Source organism: Methanopyrus kandleri AV19 (genome assembly GCF_000007185.1).
GTDB classification, from domain to species: domain Archaea; phylum JAADCQ01; class Methanopyri; order Methanopyrales; family Methanopyraceae; genus Methanopyrus; species Methanopyrus kandleri.
Window position 1 is genome coordinate 1,477,572 of record NC_003551.1, and the last position, 25,010, is coordinate 1,502,581.

The 25,010-nt window shown below is 60.5% G+C and carries 36 protein-coding genes and 1 tRNA gene; 34 read left to right on the forward strand and 3 right to left on the reverse strand.

Features of this window, described 5'->3' with window-relative positions; genetic code table 11:
- The first annotated feature begins 57 nt into the window (after positions 1 to 57).
- The 11 genes from MK_RS07730 (at position 58) to MK_RS07780 (ending at position 5,993) form a co-directional block, all read left to right on the forward strand.
- Complete coding sequence (locus tag MK_RS07730; RefSeq protein WP_011019814.1) at positions 58 to 450, forward strand: 30S ribosomal protein S6e; 393 nt, start codon at positions 58 to 60, stop codon at positions 448 to 450.
- 36 nt (positions 451 to 486) lie between these two features.
- Positions 487 to 1,725, forward strand: a complete 1,239-nt coding sequence (gene eif2g, locus MK_RS07735) for a translation initiation factor IF-2 subunit gamma (RefSeq protein ID WP_011019815.1) — start codon at positions 487 to 489, stop codon at positions 1,723 to 1,725.
- Between the two features lie 6 nt (positions 1,726 to 1,731).
- Positions 1,732 to 2,124 (forward strand): RNA-binding protein, encoded by a 393-nt coding sequence (locus MK_RS07740; protein WP_011019816.1) that lies wholly within the window; start codon positions 1,732 to 1,734, stop codon positions 2,122 to 2,124.
- A 4-nt stretch (positions 2,125 to 2,128) separates the two neighbouring features.
- Positions 2,129 to 2,719 (forward strand): RraA family protein, encoded by a 591-nt coding sequence (locus tag MK_RS07745; protein WP_011019817.1) that lies wholly within the window; start codon positions 2,129 to 2,131, stop codon positions 2,717 to 2,719.
- A 7-nt stretch (positions 2,720 to 2,726) separates the two neighbouring features.
- Positions 2,727 to 3,254 (forward strand): inorganic diphosphatase, encoded by a 528-nt coding sequence (locus MK_RS07750; RefSeq protein ID WP_193333226.1) that lies wholly within the window; start codon positions 2,727 to 2,729, stop codon positions 3,252 to 3,254.
- A 6-nt stretch (positions 3,255 to 3,260) separates the two neighbouring features.
- The gene (locus tag MK_RS07755) at positions 3,261 to 3,812 is read left to right on the forward strand and encodes a DNA-directed RNA polymerase (RefSeq protein WP_011019819.1); all 552 of its coding nucleotides are present in this window, start codon (positions 3,261 to 3,263) and stop codon (positions 3,810 to 3,812) included.
- A 241-nt stretch (positions 3,813 to 4,053) separates the two neighbouring features.
- Complete coding sequence (gene spt4 / locus MK_RS07760) at positions 4,054 to 4,248, forward strand: transcription elongation factor subunit Spt4 (RefSeq protein WP_011019820.1); 195 nt, start codon at positions 4,054 to 4,056, stop codon at positions 4,246 to 4,248.
- A gap of 5 nt (positions 4,249 to 4,253) precedes the next feature.
- Positions 4,254 to 4,820, forward strand: a complete 567-nt coding sequence (locus MK_RS07765) for a GTP-dependent dephospho-CoA kinase family protein (protein WP_158295992.1) — start codon at positions 4,254 to 4,256, stop codon at positions 4,818 to 4,820.
- Positions 4,799 to 5,113 carry a 30S ribosomal protein S24e gene (locus tag MK_RS07770; protein ID WP_226988636.1) on the forward strand — a complete coding sequence of 105 codons (315 nt, stop codon included), beginning with the start codon at positions 4,799 to 4,801 and terminating at the stop codon, positions 5,111 to 5,113. The genes MK_RS07765 and MK_RS07770 overlap by 22 nt, the downstream gene beginning before the upstream one ends.
- Before the next feature lie 16 nt (positions 5,114 to 5,129).
- Positions 5,130 to 5,312 (forward strand): 30S ribosomal protein S27ae, encoded by a 183-nt coding sequence (locus MK_RS07775; protein WP_011019823.1) that lies wholly within the window; start codon positions 5,130 to 5,132, stop codon positions 5,310 to 5,312.
- Between the two features lie 24 nt (positions 5,313 to 5,336).
- Entirely contained in the window at positions 5,337 to 5,993 is a 657-nt protein-coding gene (locus MK_RS07780) for a KEOPS complex kinase/ATPase Bud32 (protein WP_158295993.1), read from the forward strand.
- On the opposite strand, the gene MK_RS07785 is transcribed toward MK_RS07780, so the two are convergent.
- Complete coding sequence (locus MK_RS07785; protein WP_011019825.1) at positions 5,990 to 6,850, reverse strand: hypothetical protein; 861 nt, start codon at positions 6,848 to 6,850, stop codon at positions 5,990 to 5,992. The two genes, MK_RS07780 and MK_RS07785, sit on opposite strands and share 4 nt — an antisense overlap.
- Positions 6,851 to 6,880: 30 nt before the next feature.
- On the opposite strand from MK_RS07785, the gene kae1 reads away from it, so the two are divergent.
- The 7 genes from kae1 (at position 6,881) to MK_RS07820 (ending at position 14,333) form a co-directional block, all read left to right on the forward strand.
- Positions 6,881 to 7,930 carry a KEOPS complex N(6)-L-threonylcarbamoyladenine synthase Kae1 gene (kae1, locus tag MK_RS07790; RefSeq protein ID WP_226988637.1) on the forward strand — a complete coding sequence of 350 codons (1,050 nt, stop codon included), beginning with the start codon at positions 6,881 to 6,883 and terminating at the stop codon, positions 7,928 to 7,930.
- Positions 7,931 to 8,279: 349 nt separating this feature from the next.
- Positions 8,280 to 9,107, forward strand: coding sequence for a CRISPR system precrRNA processing endoribonuclease RAMP protein Cas6 (gene cas6 / locus MK_RS07795; RefSeq protein ID WP_011019827.1), 828 nt, complete (start codon positions 8,280 to 8,282; stop codon positions 9,105 to 9,107).
- Positions 9,108 to 9,152: 45 nt separating this feature from the next.
- Positions 9,153 to 10,736, forward strand: a complete 1,584-nt coding sequence (locus MK_RS07800) for a serine--tRNA ligase (protein WP_011019828.1) — start codon at positions 9,153 to 9,155, stop codon at positions 10,734 to 10,736.
- Positions 10,737 to 10,793: 57 nt separating this feature from the next.
- Positions 10,794 to 11,429 carry a 30S ribosomal protein S3ae gene (locus MK_RS07805; protein WP_011019829.1) on the forward strand — a complete coding sequence of 212 codons (636 nt, stop codon included), beginning with the start codon at positions 10,794 to 10,796 and terminating at the stop codon, positions 11,427 to 11,429.
- A gap of 37 nt (positions 11,430 to 11,466) precedes the next feature.
- Positions 11,467 to 12,513 carry an SPOUT family RNA methylase gene (locus MK_RS07810; RefSeq protein ID WP_011019830.1) on the forward strand — a complete coding sequence of 349 codons (1,047 nt, stop codon included), beginning with the start codon at positions 11,467 to 11,469 and terminating at the stop codon, positions 12,511 to 12,513.
- 369 nt (positions 12,514 to 12,882) lie between these two features.
- On the forward strand, positions 12,883 to 13,662 hold the full coding sequence (locus MK_RS07815; protein ID WP_226988638.1) for a BtpA/SgcQ family protein: 780 nt from the start codon (positions 12,883 to 12,885) through the stop codon (positions 13,660 to 13,662).
- On the forward strand, positions 13,659 to 14,333 hold the full coding sequence (locus MK_RS07820; protein ID WP_148679818.1) for a nucleotidyltransferase domain-containing protein: 675 nt from the start codon (positions 13,659 to 13,661) through the stop codon (positions 14,331 to 14,333). The genes MK_RS07815 and MK_RS07820 overlap by 4 nt, the downstream gene beginning before the upstream one ends.
- On the opposite strand, the gene MK_RS07825 is transcribed toward MK_RS07820, so the two are convergent.
- Positions 14,306 to 14,860 carry a UbiX family flavin prenyltransferase gene (locus MK_RS07825; RefSeq protein ID WP_011019833.1) on the reverse strand — a complete coding sequence of 185 codons (555 nt, stop codon included), beginning with the start codon at positions 14,858 to 14,860 and terminating at the stop codon, positions 14,306 to 14,308. The two genes, MK_RS07820 and MK_RS07825, sit on opposite strands and share 28 nt — an antisense overlap.
- Positions 14,861 to 14,929: 69 nt before the next feature.
- Positions 14,930 to 15,541 carry a PrsW family glutamic-type intramembrane protease gene (locus MK_RS07830; protein ID WP_011019834.1) on the reverse strand — a complete coding sequence of 204 codons (612 nt, stop codon included), beginning with the start codon at positions 15,539 to 15,541 and terminating at the stop codon, positions 14,930 to 14,932.
- A gap of 122 nt (positions 15,542 to 15,663) precedes the next feature.
- On the opposite strand from MK_RS07830, the gene MK_RS07835 reads away from it, so the two are divergent.
- The 16 genes from MK_RS07835 (at position 15,664) to pyrI (ending at position 24,985) form a co-directional block, all read left to right on the forward strand.
- Positions 15,664 to 15,939: a DUF749 domain-containing protein gene (locus MK_RS07835; protein ID WP_011019835.1), complete on the forward strand. Its 276-nt coding sequence runs from the start codon at positions 15,664 to 15,666 to the stop codon at positions 15,937 to 15,939.
- 29 nt (positions 15,940 to 15,968) lie between these two features.
- Positions 15,969 to 16,490, forward strand: a complete 522-nt coding sequence (locus tag MK_RS07840) for a DUF2096 family protein (protein ID WP_158295994.1) — start codon at positions 15,969 to 15,971, stop codon at positions 16,488 to 16,490.
- Positions 16,491 to 16,541: 51 nt separating this feature from the next.
- Positions 16,542 to 17,162, forward strand: a complete 621-nt coding sequence (locus tag MK_RS07845) for a metallophosphoesterase (protein WP_011019837.1) — start codon at positions 16,542 to 16,544, stop codon at positions 17,160 to 17,162.
- Positions 17,159 to 17,761, forward strand: a complete 603-nt coding sequence (locus tag MK_RS07850) for an HD domain-containing protein (RefSeq protein ID WP_011019838.1) — start codon at positions 17,159 to 17,161, stop codon at positions 17,759 to 17,761. Before MK_RS07845 ends, MK_RS07850 begins: the two co-directional genes overlap by 4 nt.
- Positions 17,762 to 17,855: 94 nt before the next feature.
- Positions 17,856 to 18,311, forward strand: coding sequence for a 30S ribosomal protein S13 (locus MK_RS07855; RefSeq protein ID WP_011019839.1), 456 nt, complete (start codon positions 17,856 to 17,858; stop codon positions 18,309 to 18,311).
- Positions 18,312 to 18,324: 13 nt separating this feature from the next.
- The gene (locus MK_RS07860; protein ID WP_011019840.1) at positions 18,325 to 18,885 is read left to right on the forward strand and encodes a 30S ribosomal protein S4; all 561 of its coding nucleotides are present in this window, start codon (positions 18,325 to 18,327) and stop codon (positions 18,883 to 18,885) included.
- A 17-nt stretch (positions 18,886 to 18,902) separates the two neighbouring features.
- Entirely contained in the window at positions 18,903 to 19,316 is a 414-nt protein-coding gene (locus MK_RS07865) for a 30S ribosomal protein S11 (RefSeq protein WP_011019841.1), read from the forward strand.
- A 5-nt stretch (positions 19,317 to 19,321) separates the two neighbouring features.
- Entirely contained in the window at positions 19,322 to 20,140 is an 819-nt protein-coding gene (locus tag MK_RS07870) for a DNA-directed RNA polymerase subunit D (RefSeq protein WP_158295995.1), read from the forward strand.
- Entirely contained in the window at positions 20,137 to 20,520 is a 384-nt protein-coding gene (locus MK_RS07875; protein WP_011019843.1) for a 50S ribosomal protein L18e, read from the forward strand. The genes MK_RS07870 and MK_RS07875 overlap by 4 nt, the downstream gene beginning before the upstream one ends.
- A gap of 14 nt (positions 20,521 to 20,534) precedes the next feature.
- Positions 20,535 to 21,014 (forward strand): 50S ribosomal protein L13, encoded by a 480-nt coding sequence (locus MK_RS07880; RefSeq protein WP_011019844.1) that lies wholly within the window; start codon positions 20,535 to 20,537, stop codon positions 21,012 to 21,014.
- Positions 21,015 to 21,419: a 30S ribosomal protein S9 gene (locus MK_RS07885; RefSeq protein ID WP_011019845.1), complete on the forward strand. Its 405-nt coding sequence runs from the start codon at positions 21,015 to 21,017 to the stop codon at positions 21,417 to 21,419. It begins immediately after the preceding gene.
- A gap of 15 nt (positions 21,420 to 21,434) precedes the next feature.
- Positions 21,435 to 21,653, forward strand: a complete 219-nt coding sequence (locus MK_RS07890; RefSeq protein ID WP_011019846.1) for a DNA-directed RNA polymerase subunit N — start codon at positions 21,435 to 21,437, stop codon at positions 21,651 to 21,653.
- Between the two features lie 43 nt (positions 21,654 to 21,696).
- Positions 21,697 to 21,786: transfer RNA gene (locus MK_RS07895), tRNA-Pro, on the forward strand.
- 148 nt (positions 21,787 to 21,934) lie between these two features.
- Positions 21,935 to 23,296: a hypothetical protein gene (locus tag MK_RS07900; RefSeq protein WP_011019847.1), complete on the forward strand. Its 1,362-nt coding sequence runs from the start codon at positions 21,935 to 21,937 to the stop codon at positions 23,294 to 23,296.
- 292 nt (positions 23,297 to 23,588) lie between these two features.
- On the forward strand, positions 23,589 to 24,518 hold the full coding sequence (pyrB, locus tag MK_RS07905; protein ID WP_011019848.1) for an aspartate carbamoyltransferase: 930 nt from the start codon (positions 23,589 to 23,591) through the stop codon (positions 24,516 to 24,518).
- On the forward strand, positions 24,518 to 24,985 hold the full coding sequence (pyrI, locus tag MK_RS07910; RefSeq protein WP_148679978.1) for an aspartate carbamoyltransferase regulatory subunit: 468 nt from the start codon (positions 24,518 to 24,520) through the stop codon (positions 24,983 to 24,985). The genes pyrB and pyrI overlap by 1 nt, the downstream gene beginning before the upstream one ends.
- The last annotated feature ends 25 nt before the right edge of the window (positions 24,986 to 25,010 follow it).

Sequence of the window (25,010 nt, forward strand, 5' to 3'; positions counted from 1 at the left end):
CGGACGCGGTACAAGACTTAAAGTGAAGGGCGGGTTCGGCGCGCTGGGGGTGGCCGCTTGCCCGAGTTCAAGGTAGTAGTGGCGGATCCGGAGAAGGCTCGCTCCTACCAGGTGGAGGTGAAAGGTGAGGATGCCGAGAAGCTGATCGGGAAGAGGATCGGTGACGTGATCGACGGCGAAATCGTCGGTCTACCGGGGTACAAGCTCAAGATCACGGGCGGAACGGACAAGGACGGGTTCCCGATGCGACCTGACATCCACGGACCGGTACGCGTTCGCCTACTCCTCAGCGGTCCGCCGGGTTTCCGCCCCGAGCGTAAAGGTGAGCGGAGGCGTAAGACGGTTCGCGGTAACACGATCAGCGAGGATATCGTTCAAGTGAACACCGTCATCGTCGAGTACGGCGACAAGCCCGTGGAGGAGTTACTCGGCGAGGGCGGCGAGGAGTAACCGCGGGTGGGTACCGTGCCCGTCGACTTACGACGAGTGGACGACGAGCGGTTCCAACAGGCCGAAATGAACATCGGAATGGTGGGGCACGTAGACCACGGTAAGACCACGCTGACGAAGGCCCTCTCCGGCGTGTGGACGGACACGCACAGCGAGGAGACCAGACGCGGCATCTCCATCCGACTGGGTTACGCGGACACCGTCCTCACGCGATGTCCCGAGTGCGACACCTATTCGGTGGAGGAGAAGTGTCCGGAGTGCGGAGCCGAAACCGAGTGGCTCCGGCGGGTCTCCTTCGTCGACTCCCCGGGCCACGAGACGTTGATGGCGACGATGCTCTCCGGTGCCGCGATCATGGACGCAGCCATCCTGGTGATCGCCGCGAACGAGCCCTGCCCGCAGCCTCAGACCCGAGAGCACCTGATGGCACTGGAAATCATCGGAACCGAAGACGTGATCGTCGTTCAGAACAAGATCGACTTAGTCACCCCGGAGGAAGCCAGGGAGCATTACGAGCAGATCGTACAGTTCCTGGAGGAGGAGACGCACCTCGACCCCGATAAGACCCCCATAATCCCCGTCTCCGCCCAGCATAAGGCGAACTTAGACGTCTTAGTCGAGGCCATGTACGAGCACTTCGAGCCCCCCGAGTACGATCTGGACGCACCGTTCCGCATGTACATCGCCCGATCGTTCGACGTCAACAAGCCCGGTACCAGACCGAGCGACCTCAAGGGCGGCGTGATAGGAGGAGCCATCGTCCAGGGAGAGGTCGAGATCGGTGACGAAATCGAGATACGGCCGGGAATCCGGGTGGAGCGATACGGTCGTACCGAGTGGGAACCGGTGTACACGGAGGTGGTGAGCCTCCACGCGAACGTGACGCCGGTGGAGCGTGCGAGACCCGGCGGTCTGGTCGGTATAGGCACGAAGCTAGACCCCACCATGACCAAAGCGGACCGGTTGTCGGGCCAAGTGGCCGGAGAACCCGACACATTGCCGCCCGTCCGTCACGAGCTGCTGTTGGAGGTGGAACTGCTCGAGCGGGTGGTAGGAACCGAAGAGGAGCGTAAGGTGGAACCCATCCGGACGAACGAGGTACTGATGCTCACCGTGGGTACGGCGACTACAGTGGGCGTGGTGACCAGTGCACGGGACGACGAGATTGAGATCAAGCTGAAACAACCGGTGTGCGCCGAAGAAGGCGACAGGGTCGCGATAAGCCGTAGGATCCAGCGGTGGCGTCTGATAGGCCACGGTGTCATCAAAGGGTGAAGGGGCGTGACCATCAGAGTCGTGTTGGACGCTAACTTCCTCATGATACCGCATCAGGAAGGGGTGGACGTGTTCTCCGAACTCGACCGCCTCTTGGGCTCCTACCGACCCATCGTTCCCCGTCAGGTCCTCGAGGAACTGGAGCGCGTGAAGCGTGCGGCTACCGGTCGGGACAAGATCGCGGCGCGAGTAGCCCTATCCCTCGTAGACGCTAAAGGGATCGAGGTAGTGGACGTTAAAGGGAGGGACGGAGACGAGGCAATCTTGAACCTCGCCCGACGGTGGGATCGAGTGTACGTGGGCACCCGAGACAAGGAGCTCAAAAAGCGCCTGTGGAAACTCGGTGTTCCGGTGATAACGTTGCGTCAGCGCACACACCTGGTGATCGAGCGGGGTTAACACCTTGGAAGTACCACCTTCTCCCGTCCTGAGCGATGCCTTAGGGAAGCGCTACGTACTCCGGGGAATCCGTCACATCGTGGGCCCGGTGCCGATCTGCGGACGGGCGGTGACTGTGCTCGTGGAAGGGACGGACTGGGGGACCGTGGTGGAAGCCATCGACGAGGCCGAGGAAGGTGACGTGCTCGTGATCCAAGCCAGAGACAGGGCGCGGGCGTACTGGGGAGGTCTCTCCTCTCTATCGGCCAAGCGGAAGGGATTGGCCGGAACTGTCGTGGACGGATTAGTTAGGGACGTAGATGACGTACGCGAGATCGGCTACACCGTTTTCGCCCGCGGCGTTACCCCTAGAGCGGGAACCCACCGTCGATCCGGAAAGATTAACGTCGACCTGTACGTCTCGGGCGTGCTCGTGCGTCCCGGTGACATTATAGTGGGGGACGAGAGCGGCGTCGTGGTCGTTCCCGAGGAGGAGTGGGAAGACGCGCTCAAGCGAGCCCGTGAGATACTCGAATTGGAAGATGACATCAGGACCGACATCGCGGCCAACCGTGCATGGTGGGAGATCGTGCCGGATAAGTTGGGGGGATGGTGAAGAGATGATGAACCTCTGGAAAGACCTGGAACCGGGCCCGAATCCACCCGACGTAGTGTACGCGGTGATAGAAATCCCACGTGGCTCGAGGAACAAGTACGAGTACGACGAAGAGCGTGGGTTCTTCAAGCTGGACCGAGTACTCTACTCGCCGTTCCACTATCCACTGGACTACGGGTTTATCCCCCGAACGCTGTACGACGACGGTGACCCCCTCGACATCCTGGTGATCATGCAGGACCCCACGTTCCCCGGCTGCGTGATCGAGGCACGACCGATCGGTCTGATGAAGATGTTGGACGACAGCGACCAGGACGACAAGGTTCTGGCGGTGCCCACTGAGGACCCCCGGTTCAAGGACGTTAAGGACCTGGATGACGTTCCCAAGCACCTGCTCGACGAGATCGCCCACATGTTCTCCGAGTACAAGCGACTGGAAGGCAAGGAGACCGAAGTCCTAGGGTGGGAAGGTGCGGACGCCGCTAAGGAAGCCATAGTTCACGCGATAGAGCTGTACGAGGAGGAGCACGGGTGAATCCCGTTGTACGAGCTCGTGGAACTCGAAACCACGGTTAGAATTCCCCCCACCCAATTTACCTCCGACGTCGAGGATGCCGTGCTCAAAGCCTTAGAGAACGACGTCGAGGGGAAGCTCTTCCGGGAAGATGACACCGGCGAGCCCATCGGATTCGTGGTCTTCGTGGACGAAATCCTCGACGTGGAGAATGAGGGTATTTTCCCCGGCGATGGCGCCTCCTACCACCGCGTAAGGTTCAGGGCCTTGGTCTTCCGCCCGGTGGAGCGCGAGGTGGTAGTGGGCGAAGTAACTAGGGTGAAGGAGTACGGAGCCTTCGTGCGTCTGGGACCGCTAGACGGTCTCCTGCACGTCTCCCAGATCCTCGATGAGTACATGTACTACGACGGGGCCCGAGAGGCGCTAGTCGGTGAGGAGACCGGTCGGGAGCTCAAACGGGGTGATGTGATCAAAGTGATGATTATCGGTGTGAGCCTCAACGAGGAACGGCCCAGAGACTCGAAGATCGCCTTGACCGTGAAGAGACCCGGTCTAGGGAAGCCGGAGTGGTGGGAATGACCTCGCCCTGAGCGGGGTTCAGGACGGTCCCTTCCGACTCCATTCAGGACACATCTTTCGTCGCCAACGTTGAAGAGGCCGGAATCCTCTAACATCCGAGAGTACCCGGGGGAGTCAAGGCTCAGGGGAATCCTGCGGATTCCATCACCCCCAACGCATCAGCACCGAAAAGAACTCGTACACATGCTACATGCCTCCTCTCGCCTGAAGGGCGGGGTCCTCCAGGGGGTCGTGAAAGCCGTTGTCCAAGTTGAAAGCGTGCGTCAGGTGCGGGTACCTGGTGGAAGAGGATACCGAGATCTGTCCCGCCTGTCACGGGGACGAGTTCACGGAGAACTGGCGCGGTATCGCAGTGATCCTCGACACTGAGTCCCAGACCGCGGACAGGTTGAACGCGAAGATCCCAGGTAAATACGCCCTGAGAGTTGAGGAGTGACGGTCGTGCTGAGGCTACCTAGGGAGCTGCGCCCCGAGCTACGTCGACCCTGGGGCACGCTATACCCACGACCGTCCATTAAGACCTACCGACGTCTCCATGAGGAGTCAGAAGTGCTGATTACAGTCGGCGACATGACCACCCGAAGCTTCCTCCGGTGCAGTATCCGGCCGGACGTCGCCGTCGTAGACCGGAAGATGCTCAGAACTGTCCCCGTGGATCCAGGGAACAAGTTCCCGGTAACCCTCGACGTGAACAACCCACCGGGTACTATCACCCGGGAGGCTTGGGATACTGTACGGCGGGGTATCGACTACGCACTCGATGGCGACGCGACCCTCATCGACGTTACCGGAGAGGAAGACCTACTAGCCATTCCCGCTATCCTGATCGCTCCCGAAAACTCGATAGTCTGCTACGGGTTGCCGGGCGAGGGAATGGTGGCGGCGCGGGTAACCCAACACCTCAAGGATTCTGTCCTCCGACTGCTAACGAGGTTTCGGGGGTACGACGAATGGAAGTCGAGATCTTGGATCAGCGGGATAACCCCTTGCTGTACCGCAAAGAGGTGAAGTTCGTCGTACGCCACGAAGACAGTGGTACGCCCCAGAAGTCGGAGGTCCTTCGGAAGCTCGCGGCGATTCTCGACGTTGACAAGGAGGTAGTCCTGATCGACCGTATGGAGTCGGAGTTCGGAAAGCGTGAGACCAAAGGGTACGCGAAGATCTACAAGAGCATGGAGCATCTGGAGGACATCGAGCCCGAGCACATGGTCGAGCGACACAAGAAGGTGCTTGAAGAGCTGGAGTCCGAATCCGAGGAGTCCGAAGAGTCCGAGTCGGAGGAGTCGGAAGAAGAGGAGTAACCGGGGGTAAAACGGGATGGGTGTGCCCAGGAGGGCTAAGCTGTACGAGGTTAAGGACGGTAAGGTGGAGCGCAAAAACCCGTTCTGCCCAAGATGCGGGCCCGGCGTATTCATGGCGGACCACGGGAACCGGTATGCGTGCGGTAGGTGTGGATACACCGAGTTCAAGGACCAGCCGGAGCCCAAGAAAAAGAAGTAACATTCGCGAGCGAAGTGAGGTATCTTGCACTCGCGAGTTCCCGACCGACTGCGCGACGTAGTGGAAGCCGGTGACGTCATCGCCCTCGGCGCCGAGTCGCTCCTGGTTCGACACGACTGGCTCGGGCTCCTCGCCGTCTACAAGATCCGTCTTCCCAAACCCTACCGTCACCCGTCCTTGGACGAGCGCCTCCGTCGCCTCAGGACTCGACGAGAAGCCCGAGCACTGATCAGATTACCCGAGATGGGTGTGCCGACTCCTACCCTGTACGAGGTCGACTTGGATCTTAGCCTGCTGATCACCGAGTACATTCCCGGGAGAACCCTCAAGCAGGCCACCGAGAGTTCCTTCGATCCGGACCATTACCGGAAGTTGGGTAAGCTCGTCGGGCGGATGCACGAGCACGGATTCGTCCACTACGATTTGACCACATCGAACATCCTCGTGTCCGGTGACGACCTCTACATCATCGACTTGGGACTGAGCGAGGACTCCGACGACCCCGAAGACCACGCCGTCGACCTGCGCGTGTTCGAACGGTGTCTCGAGAGCTCCCACCCCGAGGTTAAGGAGGAGGCGTGGAGAGCCTTCCTACGAGGCTACAGGGAAGAGAGGGAAGAAGCCACCGACACGGTGCTCCGGGCCTTGGAGGACCTCAAGTCCAGGGTCCGGTACATCTAAACCTTCGCCACCACAAGGCCCCTTTTGACCTCGATCTCCCCACGTTCTTCGAGCTTTTTGAGGGCAACGTACGTAACGTCGTACGGGACGCCGAACTGTGCGAACAAGAACTCGTAGACCTCATCCTCTGGTACTCTGCCCCGATTCTGCAACCACACCAGCAAGGCACCGAGTACCTCGGACAGGCGCTCGGGCACGTGCATTAGCTCACCATCTTCCGTCATCTCCACCTCGTCGCTCATTAGCGCCGAGTATAGGGCTTCGGAAAGTCCCTCACCGGAGTACCCTGCCCATCGGAGTCTCATCACGAGGTCCCGCCAGTCGAGACTCACCTCACGCTTGACGACTTGCACCACGTCACCCGGAGTCACCGGGCGGTCTCCCACCAGGAGGTCCTCCAGTGGCTCGGTGTCCGGCCACTCCGGAATCCTTCCGAGCTTCGCCTCGAGAAACACCTCGGTCGCCGAGCCGTAGTCCAGCCTGAATGGGTCCTCAATGACCTCCAGGGGCAGCGTCTCCCACTCGGTCACGGCTAACCCGAGACCGTAGTGCTCACAGAACGCCGATACGGATACCACTTCTTCCCTCGGTTCGCGGGGAAAGACCACCAGAGCCCCTAAACCCAATGCCTCCGCGTCACGTGCGATCTCGGCCAGTCCCTCTTCCCACTCCCCCAAGGCCGATATCGAAGCTAGATCGCTGAGACCTCCGACGCATACCAGCGCGAAGCAGAAATCGTCCGAACGGACTACGAAGTCCAGCTGGTAGTCGCTGTCTACCTCCTCCACGACGCAGCCCAGCTCCTCCAGTACGAACCTACAGTCCCGGCGGAACAGGGACAAGTTAAGATCCGTCATCGCGCCTTTCCCCGCAGGCGGGGTGCCGTAATGTCGACGATGATCTGTGTGGGTATAGAGTCTACGGCCGAGAAACTCGGCGTGGGTGTCGTGACGGACGACGGGGAGATACTGGTCAACGTGAAGGCTCAGTACATCCCCCCTCCGGGCTCGGGGATACTACCCAGAGAGGCGGCTGAACATCACTCCAGAGAACTGCCGGAGCTCCTCGAACGCGCGTTGAAGAACGCGGGAGTGGAGCCCGAAGACATCGACTTAGTGGCTTACTCGCAAGGGCCTGGACTGGGACCCTGCCTACGTGTCGGCGCCACCGCGGCCCGAACCCTGGCACTGACGCTCGAGGTCCCCCTGGCACCGGTCAACCACTGCGTGGCCCACGTGGAGATAGGGAAGTTAGCGGCACGCCAGGACGGGTTCGATTTCGACGAGCCGGTAACACTCTACGTGTCCGGAGGGAACACCCAGGTGCTGGCCCTCAAAGCCGGACGATACCGGGTGTTCGGGGAAACCCTGGATCTCCCCGTGGGTAACATGCTGGACACTTTCGCCCGTAAGGTCGGACTCCCACATCCCGGTGGGCCCGAGATAGAACGCCTCGCCGAGGAAGGTGAGCCCGTGGAACTCCCTTACACTGTACGTGGCACCGACGTGTCGTTCTCAGGCCTTCTGACGGCGGCACTGCGGAGATACGAGCAGGGAGACAGGCTCGAGGACGTGTGTGCAGGACTTCAGGAGACAGCCTTCGCAATGCTGGTGGAGATAACGGAGCGTGCCGCGGCCCAGCTGGGCCGGGATGAGATCCTGCTCACGGGAGGGGTGGCCGCGAACCGTCGTCTCTCCGAGATGATGCACGAAATGGCGGAGGACCGCGGTGCGGAGGCGTACACGGTGCCCCCGGAACTGGCCGGAGACAACGGGGCCATGATCGCTTGGACGGGGATCCTCGTCCACGAACACGGCCTCTCGATACCGCCCGATGAGATCCCGGAGAAGGCTATCGTCAAGCAACGATACCGTGTAGACGAGGCGCCCGTCCCGTGGGCCGCTCGTCCTTCCAGATCGGCCGATTCTCAAGGATAGAGTAGGCAGCTCGTCGAGCCCACGCTATGGGGGTTGGAACTGGCCCGTAGACGACGGTGGGTTACCATCTTCAGGATACCCACGGAAATCCGGGCTCACGAGCTCAGAGTTATGGGCCCGTAATTAACGGCTGGGACAGCACGGTCGAGCCGGCTGAAGTACTCTGGCCTGAGCTCGCAGAATGTCGACGCTCTTACCAGGAGACTCGTACGCGCCTACCTGAAACGGACCGGAGGAGGGTTTCGTCATCGAGCAAGGTGTGACCCGTGCCGACCCCGCCCTGTATGCGTTCGTCTCTTCCAGGACCGTCGGAAGTACGAGTACTGGCCGGTAAAGGTGGGTAAAGGCGGTGAGATACAAACCGCTCCGGTTCGAGCTCGAGTGCGTCGAGCCCGGCGCCCTGCCTAGGTTCAAAGGGTTCGCCGTCCGCGGGATGCTTCTACGGCGGCTCAAGGAAAGATTCCCAGGGTTCGTCAGGAGGTTCCTATACGGTAACCACCCGATCCCGGCCGTGACCCAGGTCCCACCGCTCACCGACGAGAGGATGGTCGATGTGGGAGACATCGTGAGCTTCCGTCTGAACCTCTTCGGAGACGCTGTCGACAGGGACTATGAGATCATCCTCGCACTGGTGGACGGTGAGTTGCGTCTAGGATCGGCCAGGTTCGTGCTGCGACGCGTCGAACACGCCGAGACAGGGGAGCCCGTGTGGGATGAATCCGCGTACCGATGCGTGAAACCGGAGAAGCTTGACGCTCGCGAGCCGGTGGGGAGGTACCTGGTGGTCACCTTCACGACACCTACTTACATCGTCCACGACGGGAAACCTAGGGTCCCCAAGTTTCACATGATAGTCCGGAACGCGGCCAGGAAGTTCACCATGCTACACCGAAGGTTCGGTCTCGAGGGGTTGACCCGACGCCAGGCCAGAAACATCATCGAGTGGGCCGAGCGGGCCGAAACAATCCGAATGGATTACAGGTTCGAGACCCTCGAGCGCAGGTCGGCCCGACTGGGGAGGCACGTGTTCCGCACGATCGTGGGAACCTTCGTATACGAGCTCCCTCCCGAGCCCCCAGACCGCGTCGGTGAGGTGCTGGCCTTCGCCGAGGTCTACGGAGTGGGGAAGTTCAACACGGCGGGACTCGGACGCTTCGTCCTCGGAGAGGCCGGATGAACTAAAACCGGACCACCGAGACCGACCGGGAAGGGGGCAGCTTGAGTGGAGCTGAAGTTCTCGGCTGAAGTCGAGCTCACTCTCTCGCGTGAAGTCGACCCCGCCGAGATCGAGCCTACGGTTGAGGAGTTCGTCAAAGAGGCTAACGAGGATCTCCTCCAGCGAGGTGTCCCCACGGGGAAGGAGGGGGCCAAGATCGAGAGTTATCGGGTACTCGAGGACACCATCGAGATGGAGATTACCGGAACGAGGTACCTGCGTCCCCACGAGGCCGCTATGAGGGTCCGTAAGCGGCTCGCCGAACGTCTCGGGAGGAAGCACCGGGTCGGCGTCCGCGACCTGAAGATCCCGCGGTACGAGGTTGTGCTCCGGTTCGACCGTGAGGTCACGCGTGACGACGTCGGGTACGTACCCGTAGCCGACGACGTGGTGGTGGAGGACGGGACCGTACGGCTGACGTTCCAAGACGTCGACGAGGAGATGCTCCGCCGGCACGTCATCGATCGGGTGATACGGCTCGTAGCTTGGGCCGTCGAGGAGAGGTCGGAGCTAGTGGAGCGCGTCACCAAGGTCGAACCCGGTACCGTGGTGGACGAGAGCGGTCCGCGAGAGATCCGGTTCGATGGGGACGTCACCGAAGAGGCGCGTCGACGGGGTTGGGTGAAGGAGTTCCCCGGCCGCGGACAGTGGATTTACACCCCTCCGATGGCCGCCCTGTTCGAAGTCCTCCGTGACTTCCTTCTGGAGCGTGTGACGCGTAAGTTGGGCTTCGAGCCCGCCCTGTTCCCGAAGCTAATTCCGTTGGAGACTATGTTCCGGATGCGTTACCTCCACGGTCTACCCGACGGTATGTACTACGTGTGTCCCCCGAAGCGCGACCCGGAGCTGTTCGATGATTTCAAGCGAGAGCTCTACGTGTGGGGAGAACTCAACGAGAGGACCCTCGGATCGTTGAAGGAGAAGCTCCGCGATCCCGGGTACGTTCTGGCACCGGCCCAGTGTGAGCCGTTCTACGAGCTGCTGCGGGACGAGGTGGTGGACCCCGAGCGACTCCCGATCAAGCTCTACGACTGCAGTGGCTGGACGTACCGGTGGGAGGGTGGTGCCGCGAAGGGTCTGGAACGCGTGAACGAGTTCCAGCGGATCGAGCACGTGTGGATCGCCGAGCCGGAGGAGGCGGAGAGGATCCGAGAGGAGTTACTGGAAGCTACCAAGCGGGTCGCGGAAGAGCTGGAGCTCGAGTGGAAGGTAGTCGTATCGGACGATCCCTTCTACCTAGAGGGTCGGCTGCTGGAGGATCGGGACATCGAGCTCCCGGACGTACCGTCGTACGAGTTCGAAGTCTACTTACCGTTCAAGGGAGAACGGTCGTCGGAAGAAGCCTGGATCTCGGTGGGCTCGTTCAACGTGCACGGCGAACACTTCGTCGATGGCTTCAACGTGAAGGAGAAGTCGGGAAGGACCCTGTTCACGGGCTGTGCGGGTCTGGGTGTCACCCGATGGGTGGTTGGGTTACTGGCTCAACACGGGTTCGAACCCGAGGAGTGGCCGGAGCCTATCCTCGAGAGAATCGACGAGAAGTTCGGTGGGCTACCCGAGGTACCGAAGACGCTAACCTGGCCGGAGTAGTCCGATCCCGATCCTTTTTTCAACGGCGCCTTCCGGCGGGCCGGGGGGCTTGCGAGCTTGGTCAGGGACAAGTGGAAGGATAAGGTATGGTACACGATCCTCGCGCCGGATATGTTCGACAATGTGGAAGTGGGCGAGACGCCCGCCGACGACCCGGAGAAGGTGATAGGCCGGGTGCTCGAGACCACATTAGGTGACGTACTGGACGACATCACCAAGCACCACATCAAGGTGTTCTTCCGCATCTACGACGTCGAGGGGACGACAGCGTACTCCAAGTTCGAAGGACACCGACTGATGCGCGACTACGTCCGCAGCCTGGTGAGGCGTGGAACGAGCAGGATCGACGGTGTCATCGACGTCGTCACCAAGGACGGATACAAGGTACGCGTCGCGGGTCTGGCGTTCACGACGCGACGGGCCAAGACATCCCAGCAGCGGGCCATCAGGAAGGAGATGTTCAAGGTGATCGAAGAGAACGCGAAGGAGTGCGACTTCGACGAGTTCATCCGCAGGTGCCTGTCGATCAGCGAAGAGGAGAGCATCCCGGAGCAGATCAAGGAGGCGGGTCGTAAGATCTACCCGATCCGGCAAGCCGAGATCAGGAAGACGGAGGTCCTAGAGGAGCCGAACGGCCTACCGCCATACGAAGCGGTGGGGGACCGGGCCACCCCGGAGCTGGCCAGCTACTGAGCCTCCCTCCGCAACGGTCTTCGGGCGCGTGCGACGGATGTTCCTAGTGAAAACGCAACGAAACCTGGAGGATGTAGCGGCAGCGATGATCGAGGAGGAAACCGGGGCCGAGGCCAAGCCACGGCCCTTCGGTTACCTCGGTCTAGTGATCGTTACGGGACATGTTACCAAGGATGAACTCGAGAAGATCCCGGAGGTAGAGCGGGCCATACCGGTGGAAGCCGAGTGCCGCGCGGATCCGAAGGAGATCGCCGAAACCGCGGCCGAACTGGCGGAGACCAAAATTTCGGAGGACGAGACCTTCGCGGTTAGGACGATCCGAAGGGGCGAACACGATTTCACCAGCGTCGACGTGAACGTTGAGGCCGGCGACGCCGTCCGGAAGGCCACCGGTGCCTCCGTGGACCTCGACGATCCCGACAAGATAGTGTGGGTCGAGATACTCAGAGACCGGGCGTACCTAGCGGTCTTACCCGGCGAGGAGGAGTGGAAGAAGCTACCTCCAGGAAAACCCGAAGCCGATCCACTGCTCGCCAAACTCGAGTTAGCACAGATACCGTATCTCGGGGATCCACGGGCCGCCTACTCCATGGGTGAAAGGATCGGGCGGGCGGTTCAGGGGTTCGAATTGAAGTCGTACATCGTCACCCCTTACGAACCGGTGAACGCCGTGGAATTGCTGCACTTCTTACGGGGTCTACGAGATGGCGTGAAGTCCAGGATGGACGTACAACGCGAGTCGTACGGGCGGGAGTTCCGGCGGACGGAGCTGCTACTCTACGACCTCTACCAGCTGATACGGCTGAAGCGGGACGCCCTGATCATAGGGACGGATCCGAAGGGCGATCCGTACACGGAGATCCGGAAGACACTGGGCGAAGCACTCCGGGAGGCGGACGAGGTGGTCGTGCTGGCGGGATCGCGGGTGGGATTACCTAGGGGAGTGCTGAGAGCGTGTGACTTCGTCGTAGACCTGTGTCCGGGAGTGACGTTCGCGACGGAACACGTCGTACCCTCCGTCGTGACGGCGCTGGTGGACTCGTACCTGGAGGCCGAAGGGAGCGAAGATCGAGAAGGACGTTGAACGCACATCTCTGAACGATACCGAGTTCGATAATAAGCGATCATACAGAATGCGCACAGTAGGTAGGATTCGATCTGAAGACACCAACTTATCGTTGGATACGTGGAACCGTAACGTCTTAACCTCAAGGTCGTCTCCTACTCATCGCACCCACGGGGAAACGTCCGACGGCGTATTCGGGACAGCCGCTCGAACATCGATCCGCTTCTCCTTCGGACCCCCGTCACTCGCCAGGAGCCCAGTTCGATACGATAGCCCTCCTTTCAACGGTGAGCCTCCGACGGACCGAGAAACCGCGGGGGTTCAGCGTGCCGTGTACCCGCTGTGACGCGCGTGAACCGTACAGGCGGTTCACCGGGGGCGTTGCCGTTGGAGGTTGTAGGTGTGGTGCACTTACCGCCGCTGCCAGGGTCTCCGCGGGCCAAGTCTATCGAGGAGGTAGTTGAGCGAGCCCGCCGGGATGCAGCGCGGCTCGAAGACGGTGGTGTCGACGCAGTTCTAGTTGAGAACTTCGGGGACACCCCTTACTACCCCGATGACGTGCCCAAGATCACCGTGGCCTGCATGACCAGGGCGGTGGCTGAAGTCGTCGATACCGTGAGCGTCCCCGTCGGCGTGAACGTGCTACGCAATGACGGTGTAGCGGCCGTCGACGTGTGCGCTGCGACCGGCGCCTCCTTTATCCGCGTTAATGCGTACGTGGAGGCCGTCGCTACAGATCAGGGCGTCCTCCAGCCCGTTGCGCACATGGTCTGGCGCGAGATCGACCGCCTAGGAGTGGACGTCGAGGTATACGCTGATATCAGAGTGAAGCACGGACGACCTCTGGACGACAGACCCGTCGAAGAGGTCGCACGGGACGCTGTGGAGCGAGGACTAGCCGACGCTGTGATCGTCACGGGCTCCGCCACCGGGTCCCCTCCGCGGCCTGAAGAGGTGCGCAAGGTTGCCAGGGTCGTCGATCGAGTTCTGGTGGGTAGTGGCGTGACTCCGGAAAACGCTCACGTTTTCCTCCGAGCCGGGGCGGCGGGTTTCATAGTGGGGACATACTTCAAGAAGAACGGGATCACCGAGAACCCGGTGGACGTGGACCGCGTACGTGAGCTGGTGCGGTTCATCCGACGCTCAGGGGTAGAACGCTGGCCTTGATACAGAAGAGGCTGAACCGTAGGGAGCTCGAATGGGTGAGGAAGAGAGTGGCGCGAGAGGCGGCCAGACTCCTCTACGAGGGTGCCGTCGACGAGTATATCGACGCGAAGAGACTGGCCGCCAGGCGCCTAGGTGTCGATGTGATGCCGTCCAACCGTGAGGTCGCAATCGAACTCGACCGCATCGGGGACGAGCTAGAAGGCGAAGAGAAGCTGCACCGGTTGAAGAGGCTAAGGGAGGAGGCGCTCAAAGTGATGGAGGCCATCGAGGACCTGGAGCCGCGGCTGATCGGAAGCGTGTGGCGCGGGAACATCAAACGGGAAAGTGACATCGATATCGCGGTTCTGGGGACGACGGACCCCGAGGAAGTCATCGAGCGCTTGAAGGAGGCCGGGATCGAGGTATTGGACGTGGAGGAAGTGGTGATCACGGAGCGCGGTGGGAAACCCCTGGACATTCCGGAACACTACGTCAACATCAAAGTTAGGACACCGGGCGGCGAGAAGGCCGAGATCGGCGTCACCGTCAGCAGTCCGGAGCTGGAACGTAAGGGGCGTGTAGACCTCGGGAGGTGCGATTTCTTCGGAGACAAAATCACGGGATTGAGCGTAGAAGAACTACGGAAACTGCTTCGAGAGGACCCTTACCGGAAGTTCATACCCCGGGGCTGATACCGAACGAGATCTACTTCCACTCCGATCGTGTCCAGTACCTTCTGAACGACGTAATCTACCAGGTCTTCGATAGTCGTCGGACCGTGGTAAAAAGCCGGACATGCCGGCAGTATCACGGCACCCTCCTCCCTCAACTTCAACGCGGCCTGTAAGGCGGACCTGGGCCACGGTGTTTCCCGGACTACGAACACCAACGGACGACCTTCCTTCAGAGCGACTACCGCGGCGCGCTTGATCAGATCTCCGGCTACTCCGACGGCCACACTCGAAAGGGTGTGCAACGTGCATGGGCACACGATGTACGCGTCGATCCGATACGTGCCGCTAGCCGGCGGTGCTGTGAGGTCCTTAGGGTCGTACCTCCGCACGTTCTCGGGGAGGTCAACCCCCTCCTGCTCCATGACGTATTCCGCGGATCTAGTGACTGAAATCTCTACGTCCACCCCCTCTTCATGCAGCACTTCGATGAGCCTTCTGGCATAAATCTGCCCACTGGCTCCCGTAACCCCTATGAAGACTCGCAAACCCCTACCCCCGAGAACCGAGATGACGAGTGATGGGCGGACCGAGTACACGACGCGATGACGAATCCTTTAAGTGCCGATCAACCCATGCGTTGCCTTGTACCTGGCGTACACTGCGGCGAAGTTAAACGCCGCGTGGATCGAGATCGCCGTCGAGTACCCTACGGCGAACCCGAGCCATCGTCGCCTCAATGACCCGTACAACAGTCCGAAGGAAGACGTCGCGATCACGTGAATGGGTAGTGACGTAAACGTTCGGACGAACCCCACGATTATCGGGCCTAGAAGCCCGAATTTCAACCCTACCAGCGCGTAGAACACGTTCTCCATGGATCCGAACCCTAAGGCGGTAGTAGCCGCGACCGTAACGGTTCCCACCGGGCGCCTACCACACTCTCGTACGACCTTCGCGGCCGTCCCTACGGTCGGTCCGATTACGGGAAACCTCGATGCCAATCGGAGAGCGCCGGCCAACACCCGCGGAACTACGAGGAACCCGAGTCCTTTGGATAGTTCTTCAACTATCGGGGCTACGACCACGGCCGCTATAACCAGCCGATAAGGGCCGCTTAGGCCCGACGTCAGGACTGTTTCTACCAGGAACGCTATCACCACGGAGATCGGGGCGTAGAGGAGCCCTAACAGGACCCCGGTCACCGCGATTACCGGAGTCAGGATCAAGCGTCTATCCCCCGGTGATGAGGAGAGGGCCTGGACGCCGACTGAGGGATGACGACAACGGCCGTCGCCGACCGTTTCTCTCTTAAGTCTTCGTAGGCCGACCCTTCCGGGGGATACCCCGCGTGTTCGTGGCGAAGTACCTGGGTTCGGCCCGTTACTCGGAGCTCGACGAAGAACTGAAGGACTTCGCACGGTTAAAGGCACACTTGGCCGGTGTGGACTTGAACAGGGACCCTGAACTGATGATATTCAACGTGGAGGGCACGAGCAGTTACTACATAGTGTTTCTCGAGGAGGTAGAATCCGAAGAGGACGTCGAACGCCTGTTAAGGGAGGATATGGGGGCGGAGCTATCACGGGATTCGAAGGCGTCGGTGAGGAGAGTGCTGAACCGCTGAAGGCCCAATGGGTCGCCCTGAACGAGGTAGTGAGCGAGCTTCGAGCACGGGGAGAAGAGGTGCCGGGAGAAGTCCTCGAGAACTTGCGGACGGCGCGAGTAATCCTCCATCATTACGAGTTCGACCCTCACACATCCGCCAGGACTCTGGGGAAGGCCCACAAGTACCTGGATAGGGCTCAGCGGGCGCTCGCCAGGATCTGTGAGTCCCATCCGGATCTACTGGATAAGTTGGTGGAGTGGCCGAAGCGCGTGAAGGAGCTGGCCGCGAGGTTCCGGGAGGACACCGCCCGCTCTAAGTTCGAGCCGATGCCCAATCGACCGGTTCCCAGGGCCGGTGACGGGTTCGCCCGTGTGAGGCTCCCGGAACCTATCGAAGTCGAGAGGCTTCAGGACGTGTGTGAGTTCGCGGGAGTGATAGTCGAGATGAAGGAGGTAGACGTAGTGGAGGTATTCGGGGACAGGGACCGCGTCGGGACGGCGCTCAAGGAACTCAGAGAGCTGCCGGAATCTTGGAAGAAGATGCTCGAGAAACGCAAGAGCAATGAATAAGTAAAGATCGACGGACGGTCCCGCTGATCGCACGACCGGGGTGATGCGCTCGTGATCGGTATCGCGACGGCTGACTTCCACGGGGACGTGGAGAAGGCGGAGCAGGTCGCGGAAAAGGCCGCCGACGAGGATGCCGACGTTATTTTCGTAGCGGGAGACGTGTCCGACTTCAACTTGGAGGATCCCGCACAGGTAGCTGAGGAGATCGTGGATGTGCTGAAGGAGCACGGCCAGGAGATCATGGCCGTGCCCGGTAACTGCGACACTCCGGAAGTCGTCAGAGTCCTCGATACCAGCGGGGTCTCGGTACACCTGAAGGTCAAACACATCGGTCGCTACGACGTGGTCGGGATGGGTGGGTCCAACCCGACGCCGTTCGATACGCCGCTGGAGTTCGAGGAAGACGTCATCGAGTCGAGGCTCAGGGAACTCATGAACTCGACCGATGAGCCGGTGATACTTCTGACGCACGCACCCCCGAAGGATACGGCGGTGGACAAGGTCGAGGCCGGTGACCACGTGGGCAGTGAGGCGATCCGAAAGATCGTGGAGGAGTTCCAGCCCAAGCTTCACATCTGCGCGCACATCCACGAGGCGGCGGGCGAGGACGAGCTCGGTAACACCCGGGTGATCAACCCCGGCCCGGGCGGTACGGTGGTAGTCGAGCTGTGAAGGTCAACCCGAAATTTCCTTGGGAACGAGAGGTGATCGAATTCGTCCGGACGGAGATGTCCGAGGTTTCACCTTCCCACGACTTCGAACACGTGAAGCGCGTAGTGGGGCTCTGCGAGTTCATCAGGCGCAAGGAAGGAGGAGATCCGGAGATACTCCGCGCGGCCGCCTGGTTACACGATATTGGAAGGCCGGCGGAGGAGCGATCGGGTGAAGACCACGCGGAGGTCAGCGCCGAAATAGCGGAAGATCTCCTCCCCCGCGTGGGATTTCCCTCGGACAAGCTAGGGGAGGTAACACACGCGATCCGAGCTCATCGCTTCTCCACGGGACCCGAGCCGCAGACTTTAGAAGCCAAGATACTTCAGGACGCGGACAACCTCGACGCCCTGGGAGCCATGGGGATAGCCCGATGTTTCTGCGCGGTCGGAGAGCGGGGGACATCGCTGGAATCCGGTGTGGAGCACTTCCACGAAAAGCTACTCCGATTACCGGAGTTGATGCACACTGAAACGGCCCGCCGATTGGCGGAGGAGAGAAGGCGAAGGATGGTACTGTTTCTGGAGTGGCTGGAGAAGGAGTGGCGGATGAGGAGTTAGGGGTCGGCCGACGGGAGGATGGGGATGACGGGGTTTACCCGACGCCTCCGCGACTTTTTTAAGACTATCGAATCCGGCGTCCGGGGGTGTTCTCGTGGCGGACGACGAGGTGAAACCAATCGTCCGGATAGCCGATGTCGACCTTGACGGGCATAAAAAGGTCCCGTACGCGCTCACCGGAATCAAAGGTATCGGGATCCGGATGGCCTACGCGATCTGCCGGGAGCTAGGCCTCGACGAGGAGAAGAAGCTCGGAGAGCTCTCCGACGAGGAGATCGAGCGCATCGAGGAGGAGATCAAGAAGCTATCGGAAGGAGAGTCCAACATCCCCTCCTGGATGTACAACCGCCAGAAGGACTACGAAACGGGCGAAGATATGCACTTGGTCGGCGCGGAACTCGAGATGACGGTGAAGCAAGACATCGATCGGTTGAAGAAGATCCGCGCCTACCGTGGTATACGCCACGAGCTGGGACTCCCGGTCCGCGGTCAGCGTACGAAGTCCTCGTTCCGCCGCGGTAGGACCGTGGGTGTGAAGAAGAAGCAGTAGGGGGTAAAACAGGATGGGTGACCCCAAGAGGCCCCGTAAGAAGTACGAGACTCCCAGACATCCGTGGGAAGCCGAGCGACTGGAGTACGAGCGGAAGCTGATGCGCAAGTACGGACTGCGGCGTAAGAAGGAGCTATGGCGCCACCAGACGCAGCTCAAGCGGTGGCGTGAGAGAGCCAAAGAGCTCATGGCGAGGACGGACCCCGAAGCGCAGCGTGAGCGGGAAGCCCTCTTCCGTAAGCTGTACGATCTGGGTATCTTGGACAAGAAGCCCGAGGAAGCCACACTGGACGACATCCTCAGGCTGACCGTAGAGGACGTTTTAGAGCGTCGTCTTCAGACGATCGTGTACCGAAAGGGCCTCGCCAAGACCCCGCTGCAGGCCAGGCAGCTCGTTGTGCACCGTCATATCGCGATAGGTGACCGGATCGTTACCGTCCCGAGCTACTTAGTGTCTCGCGAGGAGGAAGAGGAAGTAGACTACTCCCCGTACTCCCCGCTCAAGGATGAGGACCACCCGATCAGGTGCGAGGCACGAGGTGAGTCACCAGAAGAAACCGCGGCTGAGGAGTAAAATTCGGGGGTTGACGAATGGCCGAGAAGGAGGGTAAGAAGGAGAAGAAAGAGCGGTGGGGAATCGCCCACATCTACGCCTCCTTCAACAACACGATCATCACGATCACCGACCTTACGGGTGCCGAGACGTTCGCCCGCTGGTCCGGAGGTATGGTCGTCGACGCGGACCGAGAGGAGAGCTCACCGTACGCCGCCATGAAGGCCGCCAGGCGCGCCGCCGAGGAAGCCATGGAGAAGGGTATCACCGCGGTCCACGTGAAGGTGCGCGCACCCGGTGGTCACGGTCCTAAGACGCCCGGACCGGGCGCCCAGGCTGCCATCCGAGCTCTAGCCCGTGCAGGCCTGAAGATCGGACGGATCGAGGACGTCACGCCGATCCCGCACGACGGTACCAGGAGGCCCGGAGGTAAGAGAGGACGCAGGGTATGAGTCCCTTGCGCGTCCGTCTCTACGACTACCGGAAAGCCGACGTCGAGCGCGCCACGTTCATCATCGAGGAAACGTCCGCGGAGTTCGTCAATACTATCCGCCGCGCCCTTTACACACTCGTTCCCACCTTACGCATCGAGGAGGTCATCATCTACGAGAACGACACACCGATGTACGACGAAATGCTGGCCCATCGACTGGGACTGATACCGCTGCGTGTCGACGACATCGACCAGTTCGAGTTGCCCGACCTGTGCGACTGCGGTGGGAAAGGTTGCGAGAAGTGTCAGGTACGGGCGGAGCTCGAAGTAGAAGGGCCCACCAAAGTCTACGCTCGGGATCTGAAGTTCGATCATCCTGATGTGGAACCGGCCTTCCCTGATACGCTTATCACCGAGGTCGGGGAGGACCAACGGATCAGGCTCGAAGTTATCGCCGTACCCGGTCTGGGCCTCGAACACGCGAAGTGGAAGCCGGTGAGCGCAGTCGGGTACAAAGGCCTCCCCGAGCTCGAGATCGACGAGGATAAACTCAAGGAAAAGAAGATCACGTACGAGTGTCCCCAGGGTATTATCAGGATCGAGAACGGCGAAGTAGTCCATATCGATGAGGATCGTCTCCCCGAGTGTCGGATGTACAAGGAGTACGAGCGCGAGACCGATGGGGCCGTTCGTGTCCGTCTCCGTGATGACGCCTTCGTGTTCAACGTTGAGACCGACGGCTCGATGTCGCTCGACACCGCGATCTTGAAAGCTCTCGACGCGATCGAGCACAAGCTCGAGTCTCTGAAGAAGAACTTGCAGAAGGAGGTGAGCGGAGAATGACTTGGGCGCCCACCGGACCCACTAACGTGGAACTAAGGAAACTGATCCGTGACCTGAAGAAGGCGGCATGTGAGTACAACGCGCCAGTCTGGCGAGATGTGGCGGAACGCCTGTCCAGACCCAGGAGACAGCGAGCTGAAGTTAACGTCGGAAAGCTCGACGGACTAGCCCGCCGAGGTGTCATCCAGGAGGAAGAGACCGTTCTAGTACCGGGTAAGGTGTTGGGTGACGGAGTGATCACCCAGCCCCTACGAGTGGCCGCATGGAGATTCAGTAGGACCGCCAGGATGAAGATCGAAGCCGCCGGCGGAGAATGTCTGACGATCCGTGAGCTACTCGAGGAGAACCCAGAGGGATCGTACATTCGGATCATCGAGTAAGGGGGAAAGGAAGCTTGGTCGAGTACGCCCACTCGAAACCTGTCGACCCGGAAGAGTGGACCGTTATCGATGCCGAAAACGCCGTGCTCGGTCGCCTAGCCAGCGTGGTGGCGAAGAGGATCCTCAAAGGCGAGAGGATCGCCGTCATCAACACTGAAAAAGCCATCATCACCGGCAAGAAGAACACCATCAAAGAGGAGTGGCTGCAGAAAATCCAGCGAGGTGACCCGAAGAAGGGTCCGTTTTACCCGAGGAGACCCGATCTGATCTTCCGCCGGGTAGTCCGCGGCATGCTCCCGTGGAAGACCAAGCGCGGGCGTGAAGCCTTCAAGCGGCTTCGCGCGTATATCGGTACACCGAGATGGGTCGAGGAGGCGAACATCGAGCCCGAGCGGGTTGCCGAGGCTGACATGAGTCGGTTGGGACACCTCTGGTACGTAACTCTCGGCGAGCTCTCGGAGGAGCTCGGTTACCAGATGCCGGGGGGCCAGTAAATGGGTAGGGTCGTCCAGACCACAGGTAAGAGGAAGACCGCCATCGCCCGGGCCGTCATCCGGGAGGGTGAAGGTAGGGTCCGCGTGAACAAGCGGCCGGTGAACATCATCGAACCTGAGATGGCCCGGATGAAGATCATGGAGCCACTCATCATCGCGGGTGAGGACATCGTCAGTCAGGTCGACATCGACGTGAAGGTTCAGGGAGGCGGATGGATGAGCCAAGCCGAGGCTGCCCGTATCGCCATTGCCCGAGGCCTCGTCGAGTGGACCGGTGACCCGGACCTACGGGATGCTTACATGGCCTACGACCGCCACATGCTGAAAGGTGACCCGCGCCGTAAGGAGCCGAAGAAGTTCGGTGGCCGCGGTGCCAGGGCACGGAGACAGAAGAGCTACCGTTAAGGCGGGTGTCCACGGATGATCATACCGATCAGGTGCTTCACCTGTGGGCGCCCCATCGCCCACCTATGGGAGAAGTACGTGGAGTTGATCGAAGAGGAGGGAATGGAACCCGGGGAGGCACTGGACGAGCTAGGCGTAGATCGGTACTGTTGCAGGAGGATGTTCCTGTCCCACGTCGACCTGCTCGAGGAATCCCTCCCCTACACGCCACCCCGGCTCGGAATGCCCCGCTAAATTCTTAAACACGATCTTCTGGGAGTCCTCCGGTCCACGTCAAGGGGCCGTGGGGTAGCCTGGTCTATCCTCCGCGGCTGGGGAGCCGCGGCCCGGAGGCCGCGGGACCCCGGTTCAAATCCGGGCGGCCCCACCCCCCAATTGTTACGTTAACCGTAACGATGTTGGCGAGTCGATTCGGCTTTAGGACTCTTGTGCACAACGATACCGCACACCGGTTACGAACGGGATAATACCCTCAAGCCCACGGCGGGATCGACGGGTGCAGGGGGTGAGACCACATGCGAGCCGTAGCTACACTCCTGACCTGCATGCTGGCCCTAACCGGAGCCGCGTCTGCGGGTAAGTACTTCGAAGTAACCCAGACGCCGGTCGTCGTCAGCCTGCAGGGAGTTCCGCTTTCCGACGTCCGAGTGAAGTTCACCGATGAAGGTAAGCAGGTAGTAGAGAACATACTGTCAGGACTGAAGGTGAAAGTCGACAGCGAGGAGGTTCAGGTGACCAACGTCGCCCGCAAGATCGCTGAGGCGCGCGAGGGCAACATCACTAACGAGGAGTACGTAGTAGGAGCCCTAGGATATGAAGTGCCTGAGGGCAAGTACTTCGTAGGTTACCTCCAGGTTAAGAGCGGCGAAGGTGAGACGAAGAAGTACGTCGTACGTTACGAGGAGGAGCAGAAAGCCGTGATCAAGTCCGCGCCAGGGTTCGGCAGCTTCACCGCGACTGTGGTCCAGGTTCTAGGTGAGTACGACGATAAGGGTCTACCGCTGATGACACCATCGATCGATCCGACGGAGGTGAAGGATGAGGTTCTACTGTGCCTGCCGGTGATCAAGGAGATCACCCTGAAGCCGGCAGTGCTCCAAATGGACTGGTACAAGATACTGGAGAAGGCGGAGCCGGGTAAGGTGTTCGTGAAGCTGGCCCAGGTACACGCGCACGGTGAGGGCGATAAGATAGAGGTGATATACGCGCCGACGAAGGTGGACGCCCTACAGCTGCTGGTGAGCGGTGAGGAGCCGCTGATACCGACCCAGGAGGATATGGTATCGACGATCGTGGATCCGTACATGGAAGAGCTCGAAGCCGTAGTGGACACGAAAATCGACGAGTTCCTGAAGCCGATCCAGGAGAAGGTTCAGGGTAACCCGGCTCTCGAGATCCTGACCGAGAGGTTCCTGCCGACGTTCCTGAAGACGCTGGCCGGGAAACAGATCCTCAGAGTGAAGGAGACCATCGTAAGCGCCTTGATGCCGCACACCCAGTACGTCAGGACGTTCCTAGTGGGTCTGTACATGTCGCAGTACCCGGACGGGGTGAACGTGAACACGTTGATGGCGCGCAAGGCCGCGTACGAGTCGCCGATGTACGAGATCCTGGTGTCGGCCGTCAAGACATCTTACGATATGATGCTGGAGTCACTGAAGAGCACGCTATCGAACATCATCGACAGTATCGTCGACCAGTACGCGGACGAGATCGCCGAGATGGTGGGCACGACGACCGAGGACGTCAAGCAGACCGTCGAGAAGCTCACGGTAGGCGTCCTGAAGGACCTGCTGACGGGCGACTACGTGGACTACCTCATCAAACTGGTAGCACTGAACGTGCTCACGAGCATGGGCTCCATGGGTATTCTCTAGCCCCAACCGCCTTTTTCGTGCCTAACGTTAGCGTTCTCGTAACAATTGGGCGGCAGCTTCATTTACCCAGCGCGACGCCACACCTGTAGCGGCACGGCCGAAGGACCGGTGAGGTCACGGGTGTTCCGATGAGCCGGTGCTCCGGGCCCCCGGTACATCCGACGGCGGCGTCGGGAGGTAGGTGGTGAGAATCACCTCCGATGACCTCCCGCCCTCCAGCCGGGGGCACAATCGTTACTTCTTCAACCGCGAGCCGTTTAAGGTTCCATACACGTCGCGTTGGAGGGCCTCCGTGTCGTCCTTCGCGAACAGGGACGTAATCTCCGTCCGGGATTTCACCCGGAAAGAGCTGGAGGAGCTACTAAGTCACGCGGAAGAGATGGAACGCGTGTACGAACGCGGCGGAGACGACAGACTTTCCGGCAAGATCCTAGCCACTCTCTTCTTCTCTCCTAGCACGAGGACCCGACTCTCGTTCGAAAGTGCCATGCACCGACTCGGCGGTGACGTGATCTCATTGGGCGGCAAAGAGGCGGCATCGACGGCTAAGGGTGAAAATCTCGCGGACACCGTCCGCACCGTCGAGCACTACTGCGACGTTATCGTGTTGCGGCACCCGAAGGAGGGTGCCGCCCGGCTCGCCGCGGAACTTACCGACGTCCCCGTGATCAACGCGGGCGACGGCGCCAACCAACACCCGACGCAGACGTTCCTAGACCTCTATACGATCATGAAGGAGAAGGGACGTATCGGAGGACTCAGAATCGGGCTGTTGGGAGACCTCAAATACGGACGAACCGTCCACTCGCTGGCGTACGCTCTCGCACTGTTCGGCGCGAAAATCCACCTGATATCACCGGAGGAACTCCGGATGCCCTCTCACATATTGGAAGAGCTCGAGCAGATAGGCGCGGAGGTCGAGGAACACCGAGACCTAGAGGAGATCCTACCCGACTTGGACGTACTCTACGTGACCAGGATTCAGCGCGAGATGTTTCCGGACCCGGAGGAGTTCGAGCGCGTGAAAGGTAGCTACAAGGTGACGAGGGAACTCATCGAAGAACACGCGCGGAGCGATCTGGTAATCCTGCACCCACTCCCCAGGGTGGATGAGATCGAGCCCGATGTGGACGAACTACCGCAGGCCCGCTACTTCGATCAGGTTCGTAACGGTGTGATCGTACGGATGGCACTCCTCGACCTCATCCTCGGGGGCGGGTGATCGTGGCCCTCAAAGTGAAGAGAATCGAAATGGGTACCGTCCTCGACCACCTGCCGCCGGGTACCGCCCCCCAGATTATGCGTATCCTGGACATCGATCCGACCGAGACTACCCTGCTCGTCGCCATAAACGTGGAGAGCTCGAAGATGGGTCGCAAGGACATACTGAAGATCGAAGGGAAGATCCTGAGCGAGGAGGAGGCGAACAAGGTCGCGCTCGTGGCCCCTAACGCCACAGTCAACATCGTTCGAGACTATTCCGTGGCCGAGAAGTTCCAGGTCAAACCACCCGAGAGGGTGGAAGGGTTCCTCCGCTGCCCCAACCCCAACTGCATCACGAACGACGAAAGGGAACCTGTGGACACTGTCTTCGTTAGGGAGTCCAAAAAGCCGCTGGAGTACCGCTGTCGGTACTGCGAGCGTACCGTCCGGGAGGATCAGATCCGTGAGCTGATACGCCCTAGCTAGTCTCCGGGACCAGTTAATGCGATAA

Coding starts and splice junctions, on each gene's coding strand:
- kae1 (WP_226988637.1), top strand. CDS start 6,881: ATGTCGACGATGATCTGTGTGGGTATAGAGTCTACGGCCGAGAAACTC.
- MK_RS07810 (WP_011019830.1), top strand. CDS start 11,467: ATGTTCCTAGTGAAAACGCAACGAAACCTGGAGGATGTAGCGGCAGCG.
- MK_RS07890 (WP_011019846.1), top strand. CDS start 21,435: ATGATCATACCGATCAGGTGCTTCACCTGTGGGCGCCCCATCGCCCAC.
- MK_RS07860 (WP_011019840.1), top strand. CDS start 18,325: ATGGGTGACCCCAAGAGGCCCCGTAAGAAGTACGAGACTCCCAGACAT.
- MK_RS07785 (WP_011019825.1), bottom strand. CDS start 6,850: ATGACGGATCTTAACTTGTCCCTGTTCCGCCGGGACTGTAGGTTCGTA.
- MK_RS07885 (WP_011019845.1), top strand. CDS start 21,015: ATGGGTAGGGTCGTCCAGACCACAGGTAAGAGGAAGACCGCCATCGCC.
- MK_RS07750 (WP_193333226.1), top strand. CDS start 2,727: ATGAACCTCTGGAAAGACCTGGAACCGGGCCCGAATCCACCCGACGTA.
- MK_RS07865 (WP_011019841.1), top strand. CDS start 18,903: ATGGCCGAGAAGGAGGGTAAGAAGGAGAAGAAAGAGCGGTGGGGAATC.
- MK_RS07775 (WP_011019823.1), top strand. CDS start 5,130: ATGGGTGTGCCCAGGAGGGCTAAGCTGTACGAGGTTAAGGACGGTAAG.
- MK_RS07875 (WP_011019843.1), top strand. CDS start 20,137: ATGACTTGGGCGCCCACCGGACCCACTAACGTGGAACTAAGGAAACTG.
- MK_RS07900 (WP_011019847.1), top strand. CDS start 21,935: ATGCGAGCCGTAGCTACACTCCTGACCTGCATGCTGGCCCTAACCGGA.